The 25,333-nt window shown below is 71.0% G+C and carries 5 protein-coding genes; all 5 read right to left on the reverse strand.

Annotated elements, in window-relative coordinates; all coding sequences use genetic code 11:
- Nucleotides 1–4,406: type I polyketide synthase (locus G4D87_RS02385; RefSeq protein WP_163778099.1), on the reverse strand; the 4,406-nt coding region annotated here is incomplete at its 3' end.
- A gap of 7 nt (nucleotides 4,407–4,413) precedes the next feature.
- Nucleotides 4,414–9,975: a type I polyketide synthase gene (locus tag G4D87_RS02390; RefSeq protein WP_163778103.1), complete on the reverse strand. Its 5,562-nt coding sequence runs from the start codon at nucleotides 9,973–9,975 to the stop codon at nucleotides 4,414–4,416.
- Between the two features lie 10 nt (nucleotides 9,976–9,985).
- Nucleotides 9,986–18,904, reverse strand: a complete 8,919-nt coding sequence (locus G4D87_RS02395) for a non-ribosomal peptide synthetase/type I polyketide synthase (RefSeq protein WP_163778106.1) — start codon at nucleotides 18,902–18,904, stop codon at nucleotides 9,986–9,988.
- On the reverse strand, nucleotides 18,901–23,121 hold the full coding sequence (locus tag G4D87_RS02400) for a type I polyketide synthase (RefSeq protein WP_205507387.1): 4,221 nt from the start codon (nucleotides 23,119–23,121) through the stop codon (nucleotides 18,901–18,903). The genes G4D87_RS02395 and G4D87_RS02400 overlap by 4 nt, the downstream gene beginning before the upstream one ends.
- Nucleotides 23,121–25,331: a beta-ketoacyl synthase N-terminal-like domain-containing protein gene (locus G4D87_RS02405; RefSeq protein ID WP_163778112.1), complete on the reverse strand. Its 2,211-nt coding sequence runs from the start codon at nucleotides 25,329–25,331 to the stop codon at nucleotides 23,121–23,123. The genes G4D87_RS02400 and G4D87_RS02405 overlap by 1 nt, the downstream gene beginning before the upstream one ends.
- Nucleotides 25,332–25,333 lie beyond the last annotated feature (2 nt).

The following is a 25,333-nucleotide window of genomic DNA, read 5'->3' on the forward strand; positions in this document are numbered from 1 at the left end:
CCCGTGACGAGGTAGACGCCATCCGGGCGGATTCGCACGGGTGCAGCGCGTTCAGGTGGCTTGCCAGGGCGCACGAGGCGCGCGCCCAGGAGCCGGCCGCCGCGCAGGGCCATGACGTTCTCCTGCGGCGGCTGCGCCATGAGGTGGAACAACCGCTCCAGCGACTCGGAGCCCGGCTCCAGGTCCACCATGCGGCACGCGAGCTCCGTGTGCTCGATGGCCACCGCGCGGCCAAATCCCCAGAGCGCGGCCTGGGCAAAGCCCTCCACCGCATCCGTGGGCGTGGCGGCCACCGCGCGCTCCGTCACCACCCACAGGGCGGGCGGCTGCGCCCAGCTGGCACGCGCCATCGCTTTCACGAGGTGAAGCGCACCCACGGTGCTCGCCGTCACCGCGCCGGAGAGGGCTTCGGGGGAACGGTCACCGAGCCCCCACAGGTAGGCCACCGCCGCCGGAGCCAAGCCCGTGGCGGAGACGTCCTGGAGCAGCCGGTCGAAGCCGGCCGCGTCATGGGGGTCGAGCTGATGGTGGGTCGCGTCGATGCGCTCGTAGGACGCACCGGGCGTGGCCACCACGCAGGTCCAGCCCCGTTGCCGCGCCAACACCCTGACTTCGTCCGCGACGCGGTCCGAGTCCACCAGCAGCAGCCAGGCCCCGGACTGGGAAGCCACCTGGTCGCGCGCGGTGGGCATGGACTGCTCCCGCCACGCCAGCTCGAAGAGGAGCTCCTGCGTCGCGCCCGAGAAGGCGGCCTGGAACGCGCGGCGGTCGACCTGCTTCAGCAGCAGGCCCTCCACCTCGGCGACGACGGCGCCGTCTTCGTCCAGGATGCGGAGGTCGGCGCTCACCAGTCCCTCCGCGAGCGCGGTGCGCGCCCCGGTTCGGGCATGCACCCAGATGCTGCTCCCGGGCCGCTTGAACCAACGCAGCCGCTCGATGGCGACCGGAATGCGCCCCTGCCCGTCACCCGCCACCTGCGCGCCGCCGTCCGTGAACGCCGCCGCCGCCGTCTGGAAGCACGCGTCGAGCAGCAACGGATGCAGCCAGTAGTCCCCCAGACCGAGGACGAGCGCATCGGGCAGCCGCACGTGAGCGAGGCACCCCTCTCCACCGAACCGCAGCGCATCGATGCCTCGGAACGAGGGGCCGTACTCCAACCCGCCGCGCGCCATCATGTCGTAGTGCGCGCTGACGGAGCCCTGTTGGGAGAACGCCGGCAACAGCTCCGACGCCAGGGCCACGTTCTCCGGGTGCGCGCGGCCTTCGGTGATGCGACCTTGCGCCAGCCGGGCCCAGCTCCGGTCCGCCGTCCCTGTCCCCTGCCCGTAGATTTCGAAGCGGGAGCCCTGCTCCTCGGGCGTCAGGACCGTCTGGACGTTTTGTGCCTGCCCCTCCGCGAAGACCAACGCCCGCTCCAGCTCGATGGCCGTGAGCTCCAGGGGCCTCCCGCCCGAGGTCGCGTGGTGCGCGGCGCCGAGCGCCATCTCGACGTAGCAGGCGGCCGGTAGCACCGGGTTGCCCAGCACCCGATGCTCCTCGATGAAGGCGGGGGCGTGCCTGCTCAGCCGGGCCTCGAACCGTGACTCCCTGGCGCCCGCGAGCGACAGCGGTGTCCCCGGCAGGGCGTGGGCGTGCGCCTCGCCTCGCGCGGCGTCGTCACGCGCCGCATAGCCGGGCTGTTTCGCGGGGCTTCGCTGCTCCAGCCAGTAGCGCTCACGCTGGAAGGGATGCGTCGGCAGGCAGCGCGGGCGCCGCTCGAACGGCGCATCGAACGCGGCCCAATCCACGTCGAAGCCGCGCATGTACAGCTCCGACAGGCTGGCGAGCAACTGCGCCGTCTCTCCAGTGGACGGACGCAGGCTGGGAAGCCAGCACAGCGCTTCCGACTGGAAGGTCCTGCGGCCGATGCCAGCCAGGATGGGCGCGGGCCCCAGCTCCAGATAGGTCCGGTGCCCCTCCGCGCGCGACGCCTCCAGCGCCTTGGCGAAGGCGACGGGCTCTCGGATTTGACGGCACCAGTAGTCTGGCCGGGTGATTTCGTCGCCGACACGCCGGCCCTCCAGCGTGGACACCAGCGGGATGCGCGGCGGCGCCAGCGTGAGCCCTCGGAAGGCCTCCGCGAACGGCTTCAGCACGGGCTCCATCTGCGTGGAGTGGAACGCGTAGGACATCCGCAGGCGCTTCGTCTGGACGCCCTGGCGCGTCAGGGCCTGCTCCACCTCGGTGACGGCGTCGGGTGTCCCGGAGATGACCACGTCATCGGGGCCGTTGACCGCCGCCAGGGAGACCGTGCCGACGTGCGACGCAATGGCTCGGCTCACCGTGTCGACTGAAGCGGAGACCGCCAGCATCGCGCCCGCGCCCACCTGCTCGCCAATGAGCCGCGCGCGCGTCACGACCAGGCGCAGCGCCTCCTCGATGCTGAACACCCCCGCGACGGCCGCCGCGGCATACTCTCCCAGGCTGTGCCCGATGAGCGCCGCTGGCGTGACGCCCCAGGCCCCCCACAGCTCCGCCAGCGCATACTCCAGGGCCACCAGCGCGGGCTGCGCATGGCGCGTGTCCTCCAGGTACGTCGAGGAAGACTCACCGAAGAGGAGCGCTTCGAGGCTGCAATCGAGCAGGCCCTCCAGCGCCTTCGAGCACCGCTCCACCGCGGCACGGAACACCGGCTGTGTCTCGAAGAGCTCCCGGCCCACGCCAGGACGAAGCGCGCCCTGCCCCGTGAAGAGGAAGACGGGCCGGGGGCGCTCCGTGCCGCGAAGGGGTTCGCGCTCCGGGCGCAGCTTCTCTTCGCGCAGCCGCGTCAGGTTCGCGCGCAGCTCCGCGGCGGTGGCACCCGAGACGGCGGCGCGGTGCTCGAACTGGGAGCGGCCCGTGTTCGCCGTGTAGCACCAGTCTCCCAGCACCGCCGGGTCCTCCGGCAAGGCGCGCTCCTGCGCTTCCATGAGCGCTTCGAGCGCGGCTTCACTCTTCGCCGACAGCGTCAGCACATGGACCGGGCGCTCCGCCTCCACGCGGGGGCGCGCCAGCACGGGGGCCTCCTCCACCACCATGTGCACGTTGGTGCCGCTGAAGCCGAAGCTGCTGACGCCGGCGATGCGGCGCTTGTCACCGCGCGGCCAGGGCCGGGTGGCGGTGGGGATGGTGACGGGCAGGTCGTCCCAGCGGATGTTGGGATTGGGCCGCTCGAAGTTCAGGTGCGCGGGGATGGCCTCGTTCTGCAACGCGAGCAGGACCTTGATGAGCCCCGCGATGCCGGCGGCGGCCTCCAGGTGCCCGATGTTCGTCTTCACCGAGCCGACGTACAGCGGCTCACCGCGAGCGCCCTTGCGCCCGAAGACGGACCGCAGCGCCTCCATCTCAATGGGGTCACCGAGCAGCGTCCCCGTACCGTGGGCCTCGATGTAGCCCACCTGTTCCGGCTCCACGCCACAGCTGTCCAGCGCCGCCCGGATGACGCGCTCCTGCGAGCGCCCGTTCGGCACCATCAGCCCGCTGCTGCGGCCGTCATGGGTGACCGCCGAGCCCCGGATGACGCCGAGGATGGCATCCCCCTGGGCCAGCGCGTCCGACAGACGCCTGAGGACGACGACGCCGCAGCCCTCGCCGCGCCCGAAGCCGTCCGCCGAGGCGTCGAACGTCTTGCAGCGGCCGTCCGCCGCCAGCATGCGGTTCTGGCACTCCACCATCACCGTGACGGGAGAGAGGTTCAGGTTCACGCCCGCGGCGAGCGCGAGGTCGCTCTCGTCATTGCGGAGGCTCTGACAGGCCAGGTGGATGGCGACGGCGGACGACGAGCACGCCGTGTCCACGGAGACCGCGGGACCCTGGAGGCCCAGCGTGTGGGAGATGCGTCCCGCGGCGACGGACGGGTAGTTGAGCGACGCCGAGTGGAACTCCAGCTCCTCGGCGATGCCCAGCAGGTTGTAGTCGTTGTGCATCAGCCCCAGGAAGATGCCGGTGCGGCTCCCGGTGAGGCCGGCGGGCGGGATGCCGGCGCGCTCCAGGGCTCGCCAGCACTCCTCCAGCAGCATGCGCTGCTGCGGGTCCATGCCCTTGGCGTCACGCGGCGTGATGCCGAAGAAGCCAGGGTCGAACAGATCGACGCCGTCGATGAAGGCGCCTCGGCGCGTGTACATCTTCCCCGGGACACCGGGCGTCGGGTCGTAGAACGCGTCGACGTCCCAGCGCGAGGCCGGCACGTCCCGTGTCGCGTCGCGGCCCGCGGCGAGCAGCTCCCAGAACGTCTCTGGCAGGTCACCTCCGCCGGGGAAGCGGCAGGACATGCCCACCACGGCGATGGGCTCGGCCGCCAGCAGCTCCTTCTTCGAGCGCAGCTGGCTCGCGAGGTACGCGAGCTTGACGACAGGCAATTCAGAAATGCGTGAGGATAGTTTCGCCATCAGGGTCTCATCTGGTGAGCGCGCTCTCCAGCTCCTGGTCGATGAGGGACGTCAGCTCCTGCTCCGACAGCCCTTGAATCTCCGCGGAGAGCGCGCCCTGCGCCTCCCGCGATGCTTCCTGCTTCTTATGAACCTCGGCCCCCAGCCCCAGCTCCTCGGTCAGATGCGCGACGAGCCCGTTCACGGTGGGGAAGTCGAAAATCAGCGTCGAACGCAGGCCTCGCCCGAGGCTGCTCGCGAGCCGGTTCTTGATTTCGATGGCCAGCAGCGAATCGACGCCCAGTTCGAACAGGCGCTCGTTGCCAGACAGCCGCTCCGACTCCGGCATGCCCAGCGTCGCGGACACCTGCCCCGCGACGTGCTGACGCAGCAGCTCCAGCTTGCGATTCGTCGGCGCCGCGTCCAACTGCGCGCGGAAGGCCGGCGCTTGCACCCGCTGTGGCTCGCTCCCCAGCAAGCCCTGGATGAGCCCCTGCCGCGCGAGCCCTGGCAGCTGCTCCGCCAGCCGCGTCCAGTCCACGGGGAAGACGCCCCACTGGACCTGTGGGGTCCCCATGAGCCGCTCCAGCACGCTGAAGCCCTGCTGGACGGGAATGGCGCCGAAGCCCTGCGCCCCCGGCCGCGAGGAGGCCGCCCGCTCCAGCCGCGCCGCCATGCCCGTCTCCGCCCACGAGCCCCAGTTGAGCGTCAGCGCGGGCAGCCCCTCCGCGTGGCGCAGGTGGACCAGCGCATCGAGGAAGGCATTCGCGGCGACGTAGTTCGACTGACCCGGCGAGCCGATAAGCGAGGCGGCCGACGAGAAGCAGACGAAGAAATCCAGCGCCATGCCCTGGCTGAGCGCATGGAGGTTCCACGCCCCCTGAAGCTTGGGGGCCAGCACCTCCCGGAACTGCTCGGACGTCTGATTCGCGAGCGTTGCGTCGCGGAGGACGCCCGCCGAATGGATGATGCCGCGCACCGGCGGGGCTCCGCGCAGGCTCGCGAAGAGGTCCGCCATGGCGTCGTGCGACGCGATGTCCACCCGCGCGACCCGCACCTGCACGCCTTGAGCCTCGAGCGCGTCGAGCTGGGCGCGAGCTTCGGGAGACGGCGCGCTGCGTCCCATCAGGACCAGGTGCCGCGCGCCCTGGGCCGCCAGCCAGGTGGCGGCACGCAGGCCAAGTCCGCCCAGGCCTCCCGCGACGAGGTAGGTGGCCTCCGCGACGATGGACACCTTCTTCGCGGCGACTGTCCGTGAGCGGGCCCGCTCGAGCCGGGGGGTGTAGAGACCGCCGCCACGAATGGCCGCGCCGGACTCCCCATCCGGCAGCGCGAGCGCCCGCACGAACGTGCCCGGGTCTTCGGACCGGGGCTCCGCCGGCAGGTCGATGCGGAGGCATCGCAGCTCGGGCAACTCCGTGGCCACGGCCTGTCCGAAGCCCCACAGCGGCGCCTGCGCGACGCGCGCGCCGTGCGTCTCGGTGGGCAGGCTTTGCGTGCCCCGCGTCACCAGCACCAGCCGGGGCGGCGCTCCCTGCCCATGCGCCAGGGCCTGCGTCAGCCGCAGCGCGCCCAGACACCCCGACTCCTGAGCCGCGTCGAGCCAGACGCCTGCGTCACCCGCCGGGTCCCCCGCTTCGAGCCCCCAGAGGTACAGCAGCCCCGTCGGAGGTTGAGCCGCCCACGCCTGGACCAGCCGTGCGTGGTCCTCCGGGTCGGCGGGGTTGATACGGAAGCCCTCTGACGTGCTGCTGAACGACGCACCCTTTCGAACCAACGTGCAGCGCTCGCCCCGCTGCGACAGCACCTGCACCAACTCCGAGGCAAAGTCGCCCTCGCTGGTGAAGACGGCCCAGTGTTGATTCGCGGAGCGGCCTTCCTCCGTGACGTCACGCGGCACCCAGTTGAGGCGGTACAGCCAGTCCTGGAAGTCGTTGTCGAGCCCGCGCAGCAACACGTCGCGCTCGGCCTTGCGCACCGAGAACCCCGACACGACGGCCACCACCGCGCCATCGTCGTCACACAGGGTCAGGTCCGTCGCGGAGAAGCCCTCCTGGCCCTCCCGGGGAGGCTGCGTCGCGTACGTCCAGACCCGCTCCGGCAGCGACCGGTACAGGTCGAGCGTCTGCAAGGCCACCGGGAGGTGCAGTGCGTCTTCCGCCGTGAGCCGCGACACCGCCGCCGCCGTGCGCAAGCAGCCGTCGAACAGCGCCGGGTGGACGCGGTAGTGCCCGCTCCGGTCCTCCACCTGCCCCAACGACAGCGCGGCCCCAGTTCCCCGATGCAACGACGTCAGCACGCGCAGGGACGGCCCATAGTCGAGCCCGTGGTGCGTGAAGACGGCGGAGAGCTCATCAATCGAAACAGGCGTCGAGCAGTCGCGGCCCCACGCCTCCCGCTCCACCGATGGGGCCACGGCGCGCAGCGCCGACACCCGGCACGTCACATGGGTGACCCAGGCCGCGCGCGCGCCGCCGCCGCCCTCCTCCGAGCCCTCGTCCCCACGGCTCACCACCTTGCACGCAAGGCCCGCCTCGCCCTGGTCCTCCAGCAACGTCTGGACGATCCGCGCCTGCTGTTCGGGGAGCACCAACGGTTGAAGCAGGGAGATGTCCTCCAGCCGCAGCGACTCCGTTCCGAGCACCTGCGTCGCCGCCGAGGCCACCATCTCCACGTAGGCCGCCGCGGGCACCACCGCCTTGCCGTACACCCGATGGTCCGCCACGAAAGGCACGGTTCCCGCCGACAGCTCACTGGAGAAGACGGTTGTCCCCTCCTTCAAGGCGGCGGACTCCAGACGCGCTCCCAGCAGCGGATGGGTCGCCGCCCGGCGCGACGTGCGCGTCCACGGCGCGGGCACATCCAGCCAGTAGCGCTGCCGCTCGAACGGATAGGTCGGCAGCGCCCGGCGGGTCCGCCCATAGCCCGCATCGAAGCGCTCCCAGTCCGGCCTGGCGCCGCGCACATACAGCTCGGACATCGCCCGGAGCAGGCCGACCCAGTCGGAGCGGCGCGGGTGAAGCGTCTCCAGCCACAGCGCCTCTTCACCCGCCACCACGTCCCGCGCGAAGTTGGACAGCGAAGGCTTGGGACCCACCTCCAGGAACACCCGCACCCCGCGCTGGAGGAGCGTCCGGATGCCCTCCTCGAAGCGCACGGGCTGGAGGACATGCCGGGACCAGTAGGCCGGCTGGGTGATGGCCTCGCCTGCCTCGCGTCCGTCGAGGTTCGAGATGAGGGGAAGGCGCGGCTTCTGGAAGGAGGCGCGGCTCGCGGCTCGCTCGAACTCCGCCAGCATGGGCTGCATCAGCGGGGAGTGGAACGCGTGTGACACCTTCAGTCGCCGGCTCTCGATGCCCGCCTCCCCGAGCGCCTGGACCACGGCGCCGATGGCCGTGCTGTCCCCTGAGATGACGGTGTTCCGCGGACCGTTGATGGCCGCCACCGTCACCCGGGGATGCCCGGCGATGAATGGCAGCACGCTCGCCGGCGCCGCGAACACGGCCAGCATCGCGCCGCGCTCGGGCAGCGCCTGCATCAGCCGCGCGCGCTCGGCCACCAGGGGCAGGCCGGCCTCGGGCTCCAGGACGCCCGCGAACATGGCCGCCGCGTACTCGCCCACGCTGTGGCCCAGGACCGCGTCGGCGCGCAGGCCCCACGCGCGCAGCAGGTGCGCCAACGCCAACTCCAGCGCCACCAGCGCGGGCTGGGTGTAGCGCGTCTCGTCCAGCGCCCCTTCCGTGTCCCGGAAGAGCACCTCGGTGAGCGGCCGTTCCAGGTGCGGCTTCAGGATGCCCTCGAAGCGCAGGAGCTCCCGGCGGAACTCGGGCTGCGTGTCGAACAACTCCCGCCCCATGCCCACGTACTGGGAACCCTGGCCCGTGAAGAGGAACGCGACGCGCGGTGCCTCGCCGTCGCGACGGCCCTCCACGCAGGTTCCGGGGACGGTGGGCGCGCCTCGGCTGAACGCGCGCAGCGACTCCGTCAGCTCCTCGGGGGTCGAGCCCGTGAAGGCCGCGCGCTCTTCCATGGCGCCGCGGCCGGTGTTCGCCGTGTGGCAGACATCCGCGAGCCCTTCCGCGGGACGCAGCGACAGCTCCTCCGCGATGGACCCGGCCAGCTTGCGAAGGCTGGCGTTCGAGCGCGCGGAGAGCGCCAGGACGTGACGCGGGCGTTCCACCTCCCGGGCCGGAGCCTTCGGCCGAGGCGCGGACTCCAGGACGACGTGCGCGTTCGTCCCCGAGAAGCCAAACGAGCTCACCGCCGCGAAGCGCGAATCCGTTCCCTGCCACTGGCGACGCGCGGTCGGCACTTCGATGGACAGCTGCTTCCAGTCCACATGCGGCGTGGGCGTGCGCAGGTGGAGGTGCGGCGGGACCTCCTCGTTCGCCAGGCACAGCGCGGATTTGATCAACCCCGCGATGCCGGACGCACCTTCGAGGTGCCCCATGTTCGTCTTCACCGAGCCGGCCATCAGCGGCTGCTGCCGCCCCGGCCTGGCGCAGTAGACGGACGCGAGCGCCTCCAGCTCGATGGGGTCACCCAGCGACGTCCCCGTCCCATGCGCCTCGACGTAGCCCACCTTCGCGGGCTCCACCTGTCCGTCCCGCAGGGCGTCCCGGATGACGCGCTGCTGGGCGAGCCCGTTGGGCACCGTGAGCCCGCTGGTCCGGCCATCCTGGTTCACCGCCGAGCCGCGAATCACCGCGACGATGGGGTCCCCGTCCGCGAGCGCGTCCGACAGGCGCCGCAGGAAGACGAGCCCACAGCCCTCCCCTCGTCCGATGCCGTTCGCCGAGGCATCGAACGTCTTGCACCGGCCATCGGGCGACAGCATGTGCGTGCGCGACTCAATCAGCGTCGCGATGGGAGAGAGGACCAGGTTCACCCCGCCCGCCAGCGCGAAGTCGCTCTCCCGCTGGCGCAGGCTGCGGATGGCCAGGTGCACCGCGACCAACGACGAGGAGCACGCGGTATCAACCGTGAGGCTGGGCCCTTCGAGCCCGAAGGAATACGACAGGCGTCCCGCGGCGACGCTCGCGCCATTCCCCGCGCCGGTGTGGGCGTCGATGAGCTCCGGGGACTGGGTGGCAATCTGCGTGTAGTCCTGCCCCATCATCCCGACGAACACGCCGGTCCGCGTCCCGCTCAGGCTCGTTGGATTCCGGCCGGCGCGCTCCACGGCCTCCCACGCGACCTCCAGCAACAACCGGTGCTGCGGGTCCATCCGCGCCGCCTCACGCGGGGAGATGCCGAAGAAGCGCGGCTCGAACTGGTCGATGTCCCGCAGGAAGCTCCCCTGGCGCGTGTAGATGCCGCCGGGATGGTCCGGGTCGGCGTGGAAGAAGCTGTCCGCGTTCCACCGGTCGGACGGAATCTCGGTGACGGTGTCCACGCCGTCGGAGAGCAGGCGCCAGTATTCGGAAGGGCTGGTGACGCCCCCCGGGAACCGGCAGCCGATGCCGACAATGGCAATGGCCCCGTGCTTCTCCTGCTCATGGGAATCGAGCTTCGACTGCGCCTCCTGCAACTTCAGGAGCGCGCGCTTCATCAGCTCGCCGTAGCTCGTGTCGCTTCCTTGCGCTGACATCAATCCGTCCCTAGTTCATCTTCGACAGCTGCTCGGAGAGCAGGTGCGCGAGGTTCGCTTCAGCAAGCCCTTCCAGTGGGCTCTCGACCGGGGCGTCTGCCTTCGACGTGACGCCCGCTTCCTCCGTGAACTCCAGGGGGATGAACGCGTCCATGAGCTGCGTCGCGAGCTTCTCCGCCGTCGGGTAGTTGAAGACGAGCGTCGCCGGCAGCGACACGCCGAGCCCGCCCTGAAGCCGGTTCTTGAGCTGGAGCGCCGCCAGCGAGTCGATGCCCAGCTCATGGAACCCACGCGCCGGGTCGATGGACTCGCTGGAGCCCGCGCCGCGCATCCACGCCACTTGCTCGCGCACGTAGTCCATCAACAACCGCCAGCGCTTCTCGATGGGCGCCGCCGTGAGCGTGTCCAGGAACGACGCGCGCTCCACCGGCCGCTCGCCCCCTGCCCGCTCGCGCAGCTCCGCGACGTAGGGCGTGGACCGGCCGCTTCCGAAGACAGCCCAGTCGATGGCGGCCACGCCCACCTGGGGAACGCGCGACGTGAGGAGCAGCTCCAGCGCGCGCAGGCCCTGCGCCTTCGGAATGACGCCGAGGCCAGGCGTCCGGGCCTCCTCGCTCACCGACACCTGGGCGCCCGCGTCACCGGCCCAGATGCCCCAGTTGATGCTCAGGGCAGGCAAGCCCAGGGCACGGCGGTGGTGCGCCAGCGCGTCCTCGAAGGCGTTCGCCGCGCAGTGATTCGCCTGTCCCGCCGAGCCGACGAGCGACGCGACGGAGGAGAACAGCACGAAGAAGTCCAACGGCAGGCCCGCCGTCAGACGATGCAGGTTCCAGGCACCGCGCAGCTTCGGCCGCAGCACGGTCTCAAAACGCTCCCACCGCTGCTGCCGCAGCACGCCGTCATCCAGCACCCCGGCCGAGTGGAACACGCCGCCCAGCGGGGCCATGTCCCGCGCCACCTCGTCCAGCAGCGCGGCCAGCGGCTCCGCCTCCGCGATGTCGACCTGCCGGTACTCGACACGGACACCCTGCTGACGCAGGTGCTCCAGACGCTCCTCCGCCTGTGGACCCGGGACGCTCCGTCCCGTCAGCACCAGGTTGCGTGCCCCCCGGCTCGCCAGCAGCTCCGCCGTCAGCAGGCCCAGGCGTCCGAGCCCGCCCGCCACCAGATAGCTGCGGTCCGCCCGGAAGCCGTCGACGCGCTCCGCGGACGCGTCGACCAGCTTGCGTGACTCGATCCTCCGGAGTCGCGCGACGTAGCGGCCATCGCGGTAGGCCACCTGGTCCTCCGCCACCTCCGCGCGGTGGCGGAGCTCCTGCGCGAGCAACGCCACCTGTGCGCTCGGTTCGCCGTGGGCATCGAGGTCGACACACCGGCAATCCAGCTCCGACGCCTCGATGGCCAGAGGCCGCGCCATGCCCCACAGCAACGACTGCGCGAGCCCAGGCAACGGGACGCCCGGCTTCACGGGCTGCGCGCCATGCGACACCAGCCACACCGTGCCGGAGTACCCGCGGTCCAGCAGGAACTGGAGCAGCCCCAGCGCGCCACCACCCGTCACGCGTGCGGCCTGCCCCAGCGCCTCCGCATCCAGCGACTCCGCCTCCGGGCTGGTGGAGCCCCACAACAGGATGACGTCCGACAGGGACGCCGGAAGCGGCAGTCCTCGCAAGGCCTCCACGAGCGCGTCGGGCGCATCCGGGACCTCGAAGGTGGTCTCATCAATCTGGCGCGGCTCCGTGCCTCGGATGGCGACAAAGCAGGTGCGGCCATCGCGCGTCAGCGACTGCGCGAGCTGTTGCCCCGCCCCTTCGCGCTCCGAGAGAATCAGGCATGCGCCACTCGCGGGCGCCCGCGTCTCTGGACGAGTCCCCTCCAAGGCGAGGGGCTCCCACTGCCGCTCGTAGAGCCACTCATCCAGCGAGGTGGAGAGCGCGGCGCGCAGCGCCTCCTGGCTCGTGCGCTGGAGCTCCAGGCCGAGTACCCAGGCCCGCAGCGCGCCATCTCTTCCGAAGATGCGGACGTCCGCACGCAGCCGCTTCCCCGCTTCATCCACCGGCCGAACCACGGCATGGCTCCACACGCCGTCATCGATGCTGCCCAGGACGTGAAGCCGCTCGATGTGCACCGGTACGTACAGCTCGGTGCCATCCATGTCCGGATAGGCGCCGCCCACCACCTGGAGGCAGGCATCCATCAGCGCGGGATGCGCGAGGTAGCCACCGCCGCTCCCGAGGCCCGCCGGGCGCTCGATGCGCGCCAGGACCTGCTCGCCTTCCCGGCGCAGCTCGGTGATGCCCTGGAACTCCGGCCCGAAGTCGACGCCCGCGCTCCGTGCCCGCTGGTAGTAGTCCTCGACGGGGAGCGGGGTCTGCAGGTCCCTCAACACGCTGTCGAGGTCGTGCGCCTCGGTGGCCGGTGCGCCATCCCCCAGCACCGCGAGCGTGCCCGTCGCATGAAGGCTCCACGCGCGCTCCGAGCCCTCACCGGTCCGGCTGAAGATGCGAACAGCGGCCCTGCCCTCTCCGTCGCGGCGCACGGCGCACTGCACCTTCCGCTCGGCGTCCTTCGGGAAGGTCATCGCGTTGAGGATGGCCAGGTCCGTCAGCTCCAGCGCGGTCGTTCCCAACAACCGGGCCCCGGCGGCCAGCGCCATCTCGACGTAGCCCGTCGCGGGCAGCGTGGGCGTTCCGAAGACGCGGTGCTGGCCCAGGAACGCCTGCGAGGCGGGCCCCAGCGTGGCCTCGAACAACAGCTCACCGGACTCCAGGACGGCCAGGGGCACGCGCTCGCCAATCAGCGGGTGCTCGGCGCGAGACACGCTTCGCCCATTGGGCCGCTGGAGGCCCGCGCCTTCCTCCCAGTAGCGCTGACGCTGGAAGGCATAGGTGGGGACTTCCACCTTCCGCCGTGGGTAGCCGGCATCCACCGCCGCCCAGTCCACCGGAGCGCCGCGCACGTACAGCGCCGCCAGGCTCTCCAGCATCTGCCGCCAGCCCCCGTCATCGACGCGCAGGCTTGGCAGCCAGGTCCCCGCGCCCTCGGGCACCGAGCGCGCCGCCATGCCAAGCAGGGTCGCCTTCGGGCCGACCTCGACGAAGACGCGCATGCCGTCGCGGTACAGCGCCTCCACGCCCCGGCCGAACTGCACCGGGTTGCGAAGCTGGCTGCACCAGTAGTCCGGCGTGCAGAGCCCGTCGGTGATGAGCTCGCCCGTCATCCCGGAGACCATGGGAATGGACGGCGGCGCGTAACGCAGGGTCGCGGCGACGGCCCGGAATTCCGGGAGGATGGCCTCCATCATCACCGAGTGCGCCGCGCGCGGGATGTTCAGCCGCTTGACCTTGTAGCCCTTCGCGTCCAGCGCCCGGCCAATCTCCACAATCTCCGCGGGGATGCCGGAGATGACGACGTTGTCCGGCCCGTTGACGGCCGCGATGGAGCTGGCCCAACCGCCCTCCGCGAGGAACTGGCGCAACTCCGGCTCCGCTGCGGCGACCGCGATGTTGCTGCCCTCCGGAAGCTGCTGAATCAACCGGCCCCGGTGGACGGCCAGCTTCAGGCCATCCTCGACGCTGAACACGCCCGCGATGCAGGCCGCGGCCAGCTCGCCCGTGCTGTGGCCCAGCAGCACGTCCGGCTGGATGCCCCACGACATCCACAGCTCGGCCAGCGCGTACTCCAGCACGAAGACCACCGGCTGGGCGTAGTCGAGCTCGTCGATGGGCGATGGCGTCCCCGGCTCCGCGTAGAGGACGGAGAGCAGGGAGCGGTCCCAGTACGCGCGGAGCAGCTCGTCGAACGCGTCGATGCGCCGGCGGAAGCCCGGGTGCGTCTGGTACAGCTCGCGCGCTGCCCCGACGTACTGCGAGCCCTGACCGGAGAACAGGAACGCGACCTTCACCGCCTGCTTCGCGTCGGCCTCTCCCCGCACGAACCCCGGGTGCTCTTCCTTCCGCTCCGCCGCGCCCAGGACGGCGGCCACCTGCGCGGCGTCCGCGCCCACCACCGCGAGCCGGTGGTCGAAGGCGGCACGGCCGGTGTTCGCGGAGAAGCACACGTCCGCGAGCGATGCGTCCGGCGCCTCGAGCACCGCCCGGTAGCGGCCCGCGAGCTCCCGCAGCGCCTCCGGGCTCCGCGCGGACAACGCCAGGAGGTGCCGCGAGCGGTCCAGCCGCTGCGCGTCCTGCGCTGGCGTCGCCTGAGGTGGTGCCTCTTCGAGGACCATGTGGGCGTTGGTTCCGCCGATGCCAAAGGAGCTGAGCCCCGCGCGCAGGACACCCTGCGTCGCGGTCCACGGCCGGGCCTGGTCCACCACGTAGAAGGGCGTCTTGTGGAGCTCCAGCCGCGGGTTGGGCGACTGGTAGTGGAGCGTGGGCGGCAACGTGCGGTGCTGAAGCGCCAGCACGACCTTGATGAGCCCCGCGATGCCCGCCGCGCTGTCGAGGTGGCCGATGTTGCCCTTCACCGAGCCCAGGCCGCACGACTGCGCCTGGACCTGTCCCCCAAACGCCTCCGTCAGCGCGGAGACTTCAATGGGGTCGCCAATGGACGTTCCGGTGCCATGGGCTTCGACGTAGGAGATGGTCCGCGGGTCTACCTTCGCGTGCTGATGCGCGCGGCGCACCACGTCCGTCTGGCCCTCGACGCCGGGGGCCATGAAGCCCACCTTGCGGTGCCCGTCGTTGTTGATGGCGGAGCCCTTGATGACGGCGAGCACCCGGTCCCCATCCGCCACTGCCTGACTCAGGCGCTTGAGGACCACGATGCCGGCGCCGCTCCCCGGGATGGTTCCGTTGGCCCCGGCGTCGAAGGGACGGCAGTGGCCGTCGCGCGAGAAGACGCTGCCTTCCTCGTACAGGTAGCCCACGCGGTGGGGGACCTTGATGGCCACGCCGCCCGCGAGCGCCAGGTCGCAGCTGCCCTCATTCAGCGCCGCGCACGCCGCGGACACCGCGACCAGGGACGTGGAGCACGCCGTCTGGACGTTGATGCTGGGCCCGCGCAGGTCCAACTTGTAGGACACCTGCGTGGCCAGGAAGTCCTTGTCCTGCGCCATCAGGTCCTGGAAGAAGCCGATGGGCCGCGTCAGGTCCGGGTAGGGATAGCGGTAGTGGCTGACGCTCTTCCCGGCATACACGCCCACGAGCCCGTTGCGCTCCGACGGCGGATAGCCCGCGTGCTCCAGCGCCTCCCAGGCGCACTCCAGGAACACCCGCTGCTGCGGATCCAACGCGCGCGCCTCGCGAGGCGTCAGCGAGAAGAACTCCGCGTCGAAGGTGTCGAAGCCCTCCATCACCGCTGACGCGCGGACGTACCCGGGGTTCCGGAACGCCTCCGGACTGACCCCCGCGGCCAGCAGCTCGTCATCGGTGAAGGTGCCCACCGACTCCACGCCCTGCATCAGGTTCTGCCAGAACTGCTCGGGCGTCGACGCCCCAGGGAAGCGGCAGCTCAGGCCGATGATGGCGATGTCCCGCGCATCCTGCGTCCGCGCCGCCTCTTCGCGCGGCGCGAGTGCCACCTCGGGCTTCGCCTCTCCTCCCGCCGCCGCGAGCCGGGCCGCGAGCACCTTGACGGTGGGCCTGCCGAACAGGTCCGTGACGGGAACCTCGAGCCCCAGCTTCTCCTTGAGCTCGAGGTGGAGCTTGATGAGGTGCACCGAGTTGGCGCCCAGCTCGAAGAAGTTCCGGTCCGGGTGGACCTCTGGAACCCCCAGCACCTCCGCCACGGCCTTCGCGATGGACTGCTGTAGCGCCTGAGCCTCACGACTGGGACGGACCGCTGCGAGCTTGCGCTCCTCGCGCTGCGTGGGCCGCGCGACGTCGTCGGGGTGCGGCAGCGCCTTGCGGTCCACCTTGGCGTTGCGAGTCAGCGGCAGCGCCTCCAGCACGACATAGGTCGCTGGGACCAGGTGCTCGGGCAGCTTGCGCGAAAGGAACTCGCGGACGTGCCGGGTGTCCACGCCCCGCTTCGTGTCCGAGGGGACGACGTAGGCGACCAGCCGCTTCTCGTGGTGCTCGCCGACGGCCCCGACCACCGCCGCGCTGATGCTCGGCTCCTGGAGCAGCGCGGCCTCGATTTCACCCGGCTCGATGCGCTGTCCACGGATGGAGAGCTGGAAGTCGACGCGGCCGAGGAACTCGATGGTGCCATCCGGCAGATACCGGCCGAGGTCGCCGGTGCGGTAGAGGCGCTCGCCCGTCCGCGGATGCACGGTGAACTTCTTCGACCCCGCCCCCGCGCCCACGTAGCCCAGCGCCACGCCCACGCCCGCGCAGCACAGCTCGCCGGGCACCCAGATGGGGCGCTCGTCCAGGTGCTCGTCCAGCACGTAGTACTTCGTGTTCGAGATGGGCTTGCCGTACGGGATGCTGCGGCGCCGCTCGTCGGCTTCGACGACAGGGTGGGAGATGTTCCACAGGGACGTCTCCGTCGGCCCACCGACGCTCATCAGCTTCACGTCACCGAACTTCGCCCGCAGCCGTGCGGGCATGGTGACGGGGAGCCAGTCGCCGCCGAGCATCACCAGGCGCAGCGGACAGGTCAGCCGGGCGTTGCTGCCTTCAAGGTACGTCAGCAGCATCTCCATCATCGCCGGCACGGTGCTCCAGATGGAGACGCCATGACGGGACATCAGCTCGGCCCAGTGGGAGGGGTCCCTGCGCGACGAGGCGTCCGGCATGACCAGGGCCGCGCCCGCGCTCAAGGTGCCGAAGACGTCGTAGACGGAGAAGTCGTGGTGGAGCGCGCTGAGCGCGATGACGCGGTCATCCGGCCCGACGCCGAACTTCCGGTTCGTCCACTCCACGCCGTTGACCATCCCCGCGTGGGTGAGCATGGCCCCGTTGGGCTGGCCGGTGGAGCCGGAGGTGTAGAGGATGTGCGCCAGGTCCTCGGGCTTCTGCACGGGCGCCAGCGGCGCCTCGCTGTACTCGCTGAAGGCGTCCGGCGTGACGACGAGCACCTGCACCCCTTCGGGCCAGGGCTCCTGGGCGAACTTCGGCTGCGTCACCGCCAGCTCGGCCCCGCCGTTGCGCATCATGTAGACGCGCCGCTCGTGCGGCAGTCCCGCGTCGATGGGCAGGTACGCCGCCCCCGAGCCAAGGACGCCCAGCGCGGCCACGACCTGCTCCCACCCCTTCTCCATCACAATCGCGACGATGCGGCCAGGCGCGGCGCCACGTTCGCGCAGCGCATGCCCAAGCCGGCTGGAGCGCCGAGCGAGCTCGCCATAACTCAGGCTCACGCTCGACGAGGCCAGCGCCAGGGCATCCGGGCGCGCGGCGGCGTGGCGGTAGAAGCCCGTGTGGAGCAACTCCCCGCTCCGCGGGCGCGCCGTGTCGTTGACGCGGGCCAGCAGCTCCACCTGCCGGACGGGACGGGTGTCCAGCCCCTGCTGGTCCCACGCCGCGTCGTCCTCCGCCAGGCGCCGCAGCAGCGCGCAGAAGCTGGAGAACATGTCCTCAATCATGCCGGGCGGGAACAGCTCCTCCGCCACGTCCCAGTTCAGGAAGACGCCGCCCCGCTGGTAGACAATCTGCAGGTCAATCCACACCTGCGGCGTCTGCGTCAGCGCCTCGATGAGCTCGCCGAACTCCTCCGCCAGGAAGTCGACCCAGTGCGAGTCCTTGCTCTTGGAGTGAGACGCGAAGCTCGTCATCACCACGGGCATGATGGCGCCCGCGATGCGCCCCTGGGCCCGGAACAGCTCGCGCAGCAGCTCCACGCCGCTGACCTCCCGGTGCTCCAGCGCCAGGAAGAGCTGGTCCCGGATGGCCAGGGCCCGCTCCGTAAAGGTCCGCTCCGGCCGGTGGTCCACTTCAATCAACGTGAAGCTGGCGAAGGTGCCGACAAGCTCGTTGACCTGGGGATGCAGGGGCAGCCGGTTGAAGTGCGGGACGTTGAGCGTGAAGCGAGGGCTGCGGCTCCAGCGCGCCATGACCTCCGCGTACGCCGCCAGCAGCAGCTCCGGCTCCGTCAGCTTTCGCGCGCGGGCTCGCTGCTTGAGCGGCTGCCAGACCTCCGGCCCCAGCCGTTCGAACACGCGCCCGAAGCGAGGACGCCGGAGCGAAGCCGGGTCCTTGTCGAGCGGAAGGTCCGGCGCGGGCGGGAGACTCGGGAGGCGGGAGCGCCAGTATTCGAGCGAGCGCGCGTGGCGAGCACCGCGCGCATGCTGCACCGCCAGCGCATAGTCCCGGAAGGACAGGTCCAGCGCGGGAAGCGCGGGCGCCCCACCCAGGTGTTTGTAGAGGTGGACGAGCTCCCGGTAGAGAATCTGGAAGCTGTAGCCGTCGATGAAGGTCCCATCGATGCTCATGAAGAGGCGCGAACGCCCCCCGTCGAGCTGGCACACGCGGAGCTCGAACAACGGCCACTGGTCGAGCGCCAGCACCTGCTGCGACAGCCGCTCCCGGATGGCCTGGAAGCGAGCCTCGGTCTCCTCCTGCTCGCGACCGCGCAGGTCCTCCACGGGGAGGACGTAGCGCGGCACGTCCGGGAGGATGCGCTGCTGGAAGCCCGGGAGCGCCACCACCCGGAGCATCTCGTGGCGGGCGATGAGCAGGTTCCACGCCTCCTCGAAGCGGGGCAGGTCGAGCGCGTGGCAGTCAATCTCGTTGTACGCGTGCATCGCCGCGTTCATCTCGAGCTCGGCCTGCCGGCCCACGCTGTAGGCCTGCTGAATCTCCGTCATCGGGAACGGCTCATGCCGCTCCTCGGGCCGGGGCGTGATTTGCGGCAGGGTCTCCGCCTGGGGCACGCGCTGCTCTGACAGCAGGGTCAGCAGCGCCGCCTTGTTCGCCACGAGCTGCTCGCGCAGCGCTCCCGGAATCTCGCCCGTGGGCGAGTCCACCGCCAGGCGGTCCCCCTCCACCGACAGCTTGATGCCGTGCCCAGCCAGGGCCTGAAGAAGCTCATTCAATGTCATAGCAGGACCCGCTTCGAGTCATTGCGCTCCGAGGAGGCAGCGCCGAGCACGCTGGCCACGGCGAGCTTTTCGAGAAGCTCCGCCGTCACCTGCTCGATGGAATGTTCATCGACGAAACTCTTGAGCGGCATGCTCACGTCGAGCTCGCCCAACACCATGTCCCGCAGCTCGAGCGCCATGATGGAGTCGAACCCCAGCGCGTCGAACGAGTCCGTGGACGAGAGCTTCGTCGTCGGAATCTTTCCGACCTCGCTGACCATCTCCTTGAGCCGCGCCTCCAGGACACCACGGCGCGCGGAGCCTTCCAGCGCGAGCAACACCTCGCGCAGCTTGCGAGGCGCCTCCGCGACGTCAGGGACGTCAACGGTGGCAGACGCGGGCCGGAACAGCGACGACGCCACGATGGAGGGATGGCTGGCGGTCCATCGCGCCACATCGAAGCGCGCGATGCCCCGGGTGACGCGGTTCTCCGCGAGCACCAGCGCCATGGCCGCCAGGGCTTCCTCCACGGACATGGGCGACATGCCTCGCTCCGCCAGCCGGTCCCCACGCCGCGCGTCCGCGACGGCCATGCCGACCTCGCCCCAGCTTCCCCAGTTGAGGCTGATGGCCGGCAGGCCCCGTGCGCGACGGAAGTGCGCCAGCGCATCGAGGAACGCGTTGGCCGCGGCGTAGCTGGCCTGCCCCGGCGAGCCGATCAACGACGCCGTCGAGGAGAACAGGACGAAGTGCTCAAGGGTGGCGTCGGTGGCCAACGCATGGAGGTTCCAGGCACCGTCGACCTTGGGGCCCATGACCGTCTCGAAGTCCTGGGGCTCCCACTGCAACAACGAGCTGTCCGCCAGCACGCCCGCGCTGTGGAAGATGCCCCCCAGCGGCGCCCCGCCTCCGCGGACGGCAGCCAACAGCTCCGCCACTGACTCCGGGCGGCTCACATCGACGCGGAAGGTCTCCACCTTCGCGCCCGCCGCGCGCAGCGGCGCCAGGGCCTGCCGGGCCTCATCGGTCTCACCCTTTCGTCCACACAGGGCAAGGTGCCGCGCGCCGCGCTCCACCAACCAGGAGGCGAGCCGCAGCCCGATTCCACCCAGCCCACCCGTAATCAGGTACGTGCGGTCTCCCCGGGGACGAAACGCGCCCACGCCTTCCGGAATCGTTTGCGCCTGCGTGAGCGAGGGCACCAGCCGCCGCTCGCCGCGCAGCACGACCTCGTCATCGTCAGCGGCACCAGGAGCCTTGCGCGCCAGCTCTGTCACCAGCGCGCCGAAGTCCGCGGGCTCGACGTCGATGCGCTTGCAGGCAAGCTCCGGGTGCTCGTAGGCGACGACGCGCCCCAGGCCCCACAGTGGCGCGGCAGCAATCGCCGTGGGTCCAGCCGCTTCGCCAGCGACTTGCGCGCCCTGGGTGACCAGGAACAACCGAGGCAGCGTGGGCACCGACTGCCGCGCCAGGGTCTGCACGAGCGACGCCGCCGCGTGGACCTCTCGCTGGACCGAGGTGTGCAGCCCTTCCAGTGACTCAGGGTGCTCCGAACCCGCCAGGTAGATGATGCCTCGAGGCGCCGGGCTCTCTGACAGCCACTCCCGCAGCACCGGCGCCTGCTCGGAGCCCACGCTGGCCACGCGCACCGTGCCTCCAGCGGAGGACAGGGCCTGCCGAAGCGCCTCCGCGGCAGCCGGCTGCATGCTCACGATGAGCCAGCGCCCCTCCGCCTCCACGGGCCCCTGCCCCACCGCGCGCGCATGCCACGCGAGCTCGCAGTAGAGGTCCCGAGGGGAAACATCCCGGACGGTCCGCACGCTGCTCGGCGCAGGAGCCACCTCTCCGTCCCACCAGTAGCGCTCACGCTGCCACGGGTATGTCGGAACCACCGTCCTGCGCGCCCCGGTGTAGAGCCCCTCGAAGCGAATCGAGCTTCCGGAGGAGTACCCACCCGCGATGACTCCCAGGACACCCGTCCAGGCGTCATCACCGGGCAAGCTCGCGCGCAGGACCGCGGCGTTGCTTCCACGGCTTCGTGCAGCGGCCTCCAACGCCTCCCCCACGGAGGCGTCACACGAGACCAGGATGAAAGCCGAGGCGTTCCGCGCGCACAGCTGCGCCACGGACGACGTCAGGTCGCTCACGGCGGTGCGCTGTCTCTCCCAGTACGCGGCTGGCACCGTGGCGCCCGCTTCGACCCAGGTGCCATCGACGGTGGAGAAGAACGGGGACTTCACGGGTTGAGGACGCACGGGCTGCGCCGGAGCAAGCTGCAAGGCGAGCCGCACGGCGTCTTCCACGCTGAGTGCTCCCGCGACCACCCCCGCGGAGAGCGCGCCCACGCCGGAACCCGAAACAACAGCGGGAATCAGCCCACACGAGCGCCAGAGCTCCGCCAACGCGAGCTGGAGCACGAGGAGCACGCCCACCGGGTGTCCTTCGCCCGGCTGCTCGATGACAGACCAGCCCGCGACCTGCTGGACGACCGCATCCACTCGCTCCGCGTGGACCCGGAAGAGGTCCCGGCCCAGCAGCTCACGCAGCAGCCGGCCGGCCTCGGGCTCAGCGCCCCCGAAGAGGAAGACAGGCTCGCCCTCGCGGGAACCGCGGGTGACGCCCGGCGCATCGCGCCCCTCCGCGACAGCGTGAAGGCCCGCACGAAGCGCCTCGGGCGTCCTCGCCACGAGCACCGCACGATGCGCATGGTGTGAGCGTCCAGCGCCCGCCGTGAAGCACGCATCCTGGAGGTGCGTCCCAGCTCCAGCCGCTGACACGTACTTGAGCCACGACGCCGCCAGCGTGCGCAGCGCGGGCTCCGAGCGCGCGGAGAGGGGCAACACATACGGCCCGGCCTCCACGGCGGCATGGGGGGCCTCCGCGTAGGCCTCGACGAGCGCGTGCGCATTCACGCCGCTCATCCCGAACGAGCTCACGGCGACGCGATGCGGGCCGTCCTTCGCCGCCAGGGGCGTGCGCGCCCGAGGCACCGCGAGCCCCGAGCCCTCCCACGTGAACTCCGGTGTCGGGTGTTCGAAGTTGATGGAGGGAGGCACCTCGCCCGTCTGGAGCACCAGGACGGCCTTGATGAGCCCCGCGATGCCGGCCGCGGCCTCCGTGTGACCGATGTTCGGCTTGACGGAGCCAATCCACAGCGGGCGCTCCGAAGGCCGCGACGCGCCGTAGACGCGCGACACGCCGTCCAGCTCGATGGGGTCTCCCAGCCGCGTCCCCGTCCCGTGCGCTTCCAGGTAGTCCACCTGTCCGGGCTCGATGCCCGCGCGCTGCAACACGCGCCGGTACAGCGCCTCCTGCGCCCCGACGTTCGGCACCGTGAGACCACCGCTCGCGCCGTCGTGGTTCATGCCCGTGCCGCGCAAGGTCGCCAGGATGCGGTCGCCATCCCGAACGGCGTCCCGCAGCCGCTTCAGGATGACCACGCCGCAGCCTTCTCCCTGCACCATCCCGTCCGCGTCCCGGTCGAACGTGCGGCAGTGGCCGCTGGGGGACAGGGCTCCCGCCTTGGACAGGAACACGCTGAGCTGCGGCGCCAGGATGAGCTTCACGCCACCGGCGATGGCCAGCGTCGACTCCTCCGTCCGCAGGCTCTGACACGCCAGGTGCACGGCGGACAGCGAGGACGAGCACGCGGTGTCCACCGCCATGCTCGGCCCTTCCAGCCCGAGGAGATACGACAGCCGGCCCGCCACATAGCTGGCGTCCACACCCGTGGAGTAGTGGGCGCTCACCTTCTCCAGCCCGCCCCCCGTGACGAACGCGTAGTCCTTCGCGTGGACGCCCGCGAAGACACCGGTCCGCGTCCCCAGGAGCTGGTGCGGGGGAAGGCCCGCGTCCTCCAGGGCCTCCCAACTCACCTCCAGGAAGAAGCGCTGCTGCGGGTCCATCCCCTCGGCTTCACGCCGGGAGATGTGGAAGAAGTCCGCGTCGAAACGGTCCACCTCGTCGACGAAGCCCGCGCGGCGCATGGCCATCTCCCCCTGGAGCGCGCGCCGGTCGCTGGGCGTTTCCGTCAGCGCCTCCCCCGCCCCCCACAGCAGGTCGCGGAACCTCGCGGGGCTGGTGGCGCCCCCCGGAAAGCGGCAGGCCATGCCGATGATGGCAATCGGCTCCCGCTCACCATTCGAGGCCGCGGCCAGCTTCTTCTGCAGCTTCTCGATGGTCAGCAGCGCCTGCTGGAGCGGCGACAACTCCGCCATGAATCCGTCTTTCCGGTTCATCACGCGACCTCTAGGCTGAGTTCCGCCAGCGTCCGGGCGATCTGCTCGCGCGCTTCGTCCTCGGACAGCCCGGCGATGCGCTCCATCAGGCCCTGCTCCTCCTGCTCGGGCGTGCTCACGTCGCCCGAGTCCGACGGCAGGCGGCCACGCCGCGCCTCCAGCAGGGACACCAGCCGCTTCGCCAGCGGCTCCAGCCGAGGCAGCTCGAAGAAGAGCGTCGTCGACAGCGGGAGCTCGAGCTCCCGCGAGATGCGCTCCTTCAGCAGCGTGGCCCCAATGGAGTTCAGGCCCAGCTCGAAGAAGGTCCGCCCTTGCACGTCGAGCGTCGCGGGCTCGACCTCCAACACGTCCGCGAGGTGCCCACGCAGGAACGCCCGCATCTGGGCTTCTCCGTGCACATCGGGCACGCGGGAAGCATCCCCGGCGGCGACGGCAGCGGCCTGAAGCAGCGAGGAGGCCTCCGGCCGCGCGTCCTTGGGTGAGCGGCAGACTTCATCGGGCGAAAGCCACTCAGGCCACAGGCGCTGACGCTGGAAGGGGTAGACCGGCAGGCTCACGCAGCGGCCCGCACGCACCGGAAACGCCTCGGGCGGCACGGCCCCATCCGCGACGAAGACACGCCCGGCCTCCACCTGCTCCAGCGGCACGCCCTCCTGCGCCAGCAGCGTCGTCCCGCTCGACGTCGCCAGCGAGTCCAGGAGCGCCACGAGCCCAGCCCGGTCTCCCGCGACTATTGCGGCCCGGTGACGGTGGTGCTGACGCTTGAGCGCGGCGGTGAAGCAGATGTCCTCCAGCGTCGCCACCGAGTCCGGCGTCGCGGCGAGGAAGGCCCGAAGCTGGAGCGCCCGCTGACGGAGCGCATCCTGAGAGAGCGCCGAGAGCGCCAGGAAATGGACCGGCGCCGGCGTCCGCTCCAGCACCGCCGCCGGAGCGGCCTCCAGGACCACGAAGCCGTTGGCACCGCCCAGGGAGGTGGACACGATGCCCGCCCGCGGAGGCACGCCAGGCTCCCGCGCGGCCCAGGGCTCCAGCTCCGTCTGGATGCTCAGCCCGAGCGCGTCGAACGCCACCAGCGGGTTGGGCGCATCCACGTGAATCGTCGGCGGCAAGGTGCGGTGGTGCAGTGACAGGCACACCTTGATGAACTGCGCGATGCCCGCCGCGGCACCCAGGTAACCCACGTTGTTGCTGATGGCGCCGAGCCTGCAAGGCACCCTCCGCCGCGGTCCAAGCGCCTCGCCGATGGCCTCCGCCTCGGCCGCGTCCCCCTTGAGGAACGCCGAGCCGTGCAGCTCGATGTAGTCGATGCTCGCCGGAGCCACCCCGCCCTGCGCACACGCCTGCCGGATGACGTCCGCCTGCGCCGAGGCGCTGGGCGCCATGATCCACTCGTTCCGGCCGTTGTGGTTGACGGCGCTGCCCCGAATCACCGCGTACACGCGCTCGCTGGGGTCAACCTGGGACAGGCGCTTGAGGACGACAACGCCAGCCCCCTCCCCGCGCACGTAGCCGTCCGCCTGGGCATCCAGGGTCCGGCACTGCCCCTGCTCGGAGAACACGCCGGCCTGGGACAGCATGATGCTGCTGTCCGGTGACAACATCAGCTCGACGCCCCCGGCCAGGGCCATCTCCACCTCGCCCAGCATCAGGCTGCGGCAGGCCTCATGAAGGGCCACCGTCGAGGAGGCGCACCCCACGCTCGACACGGTGCTGGGCCCTCGGAAATCAAACGCGTAGGAGAGCCGGTTGGCCGCGAAGGACGCCGTCGTCCCCAGGACGGAGTAGCCATCCAGCGCGGCCCAGTCCCGCGCCAGCATCCGCTGGAAGTCGCTGAAGTTGACGCCCATGAAGACGCCCGTGCGGCTCCCTCGCACGGCGTCGAAGGGCAGGCCCGCGTCCTCCAGCGCATGCCATGCGCACTCGAAGAGGAGCCGGTGCTGCGGGTCCATCTGCCGCAGCTCCCGCTTCGACAGCCGGAACGCCGCGGGGTCGGCCAGCTCCACGCCGTCAATCAGCCCGGCCTTGCGGTTGCGAATCGTCCCGGGGCGATCAGGCGCCGCGTCGAAGAGCGAGGCCGATGGCCAGCGCCCGGACGGGATGTCTCCCGTCGCATCAATCCCATCACATAGCATTTGCCAGAGCGTACGTGGGCAGTCCGACATGGGGAGACGCAGCCCCAGTCCAATCACAGCAATGGGTTCACACCACATCA

The organism is Myxococcus vastator, from assembly GCF_010894475.1.
Taxonomy (GTDB): domain Bacteria; phylum Myxococcota; class Myxococcia; order Myxococcales; family Myxococcaceae; genus Myxococcus; species Myxococcus vastator.

What these genes read in the sequence shown, in the direction of transcription:
- G4D87_RS02405 (WP_163778112.1), bottom strand. Translation starts at nt 25,331, where the DNA reads ATGTGGTGTGAACCCATTGCTGTGATTGGACTGGGGCTGCGTCTCCCC.
- G4D87_RS02400 (WP_205507387.1), bottom strand. Translation starts at nt 23,121, where the DNA reads ATGAACCGGAAAGACGGATTCATGGCGGAGTTGTCGCCGCTCCAGCAG.
- G4D87_RS02395 (WP_163778106.1), bottom strand. Translation starts at nt 18,904, where the DNA reads ATGACATTGAATGAGCTTCTTCAGGCCCTGGCTGGGCACGGCATCAAG.
- G4D87_RS02390 (WP_163778103.1), bottom strand. Translation starts at nt 9,975, where the DNA reads ATGTCAGCGCAAGGAAGCGACACGAGCTACGGCGAGCTGATGAAGCGC.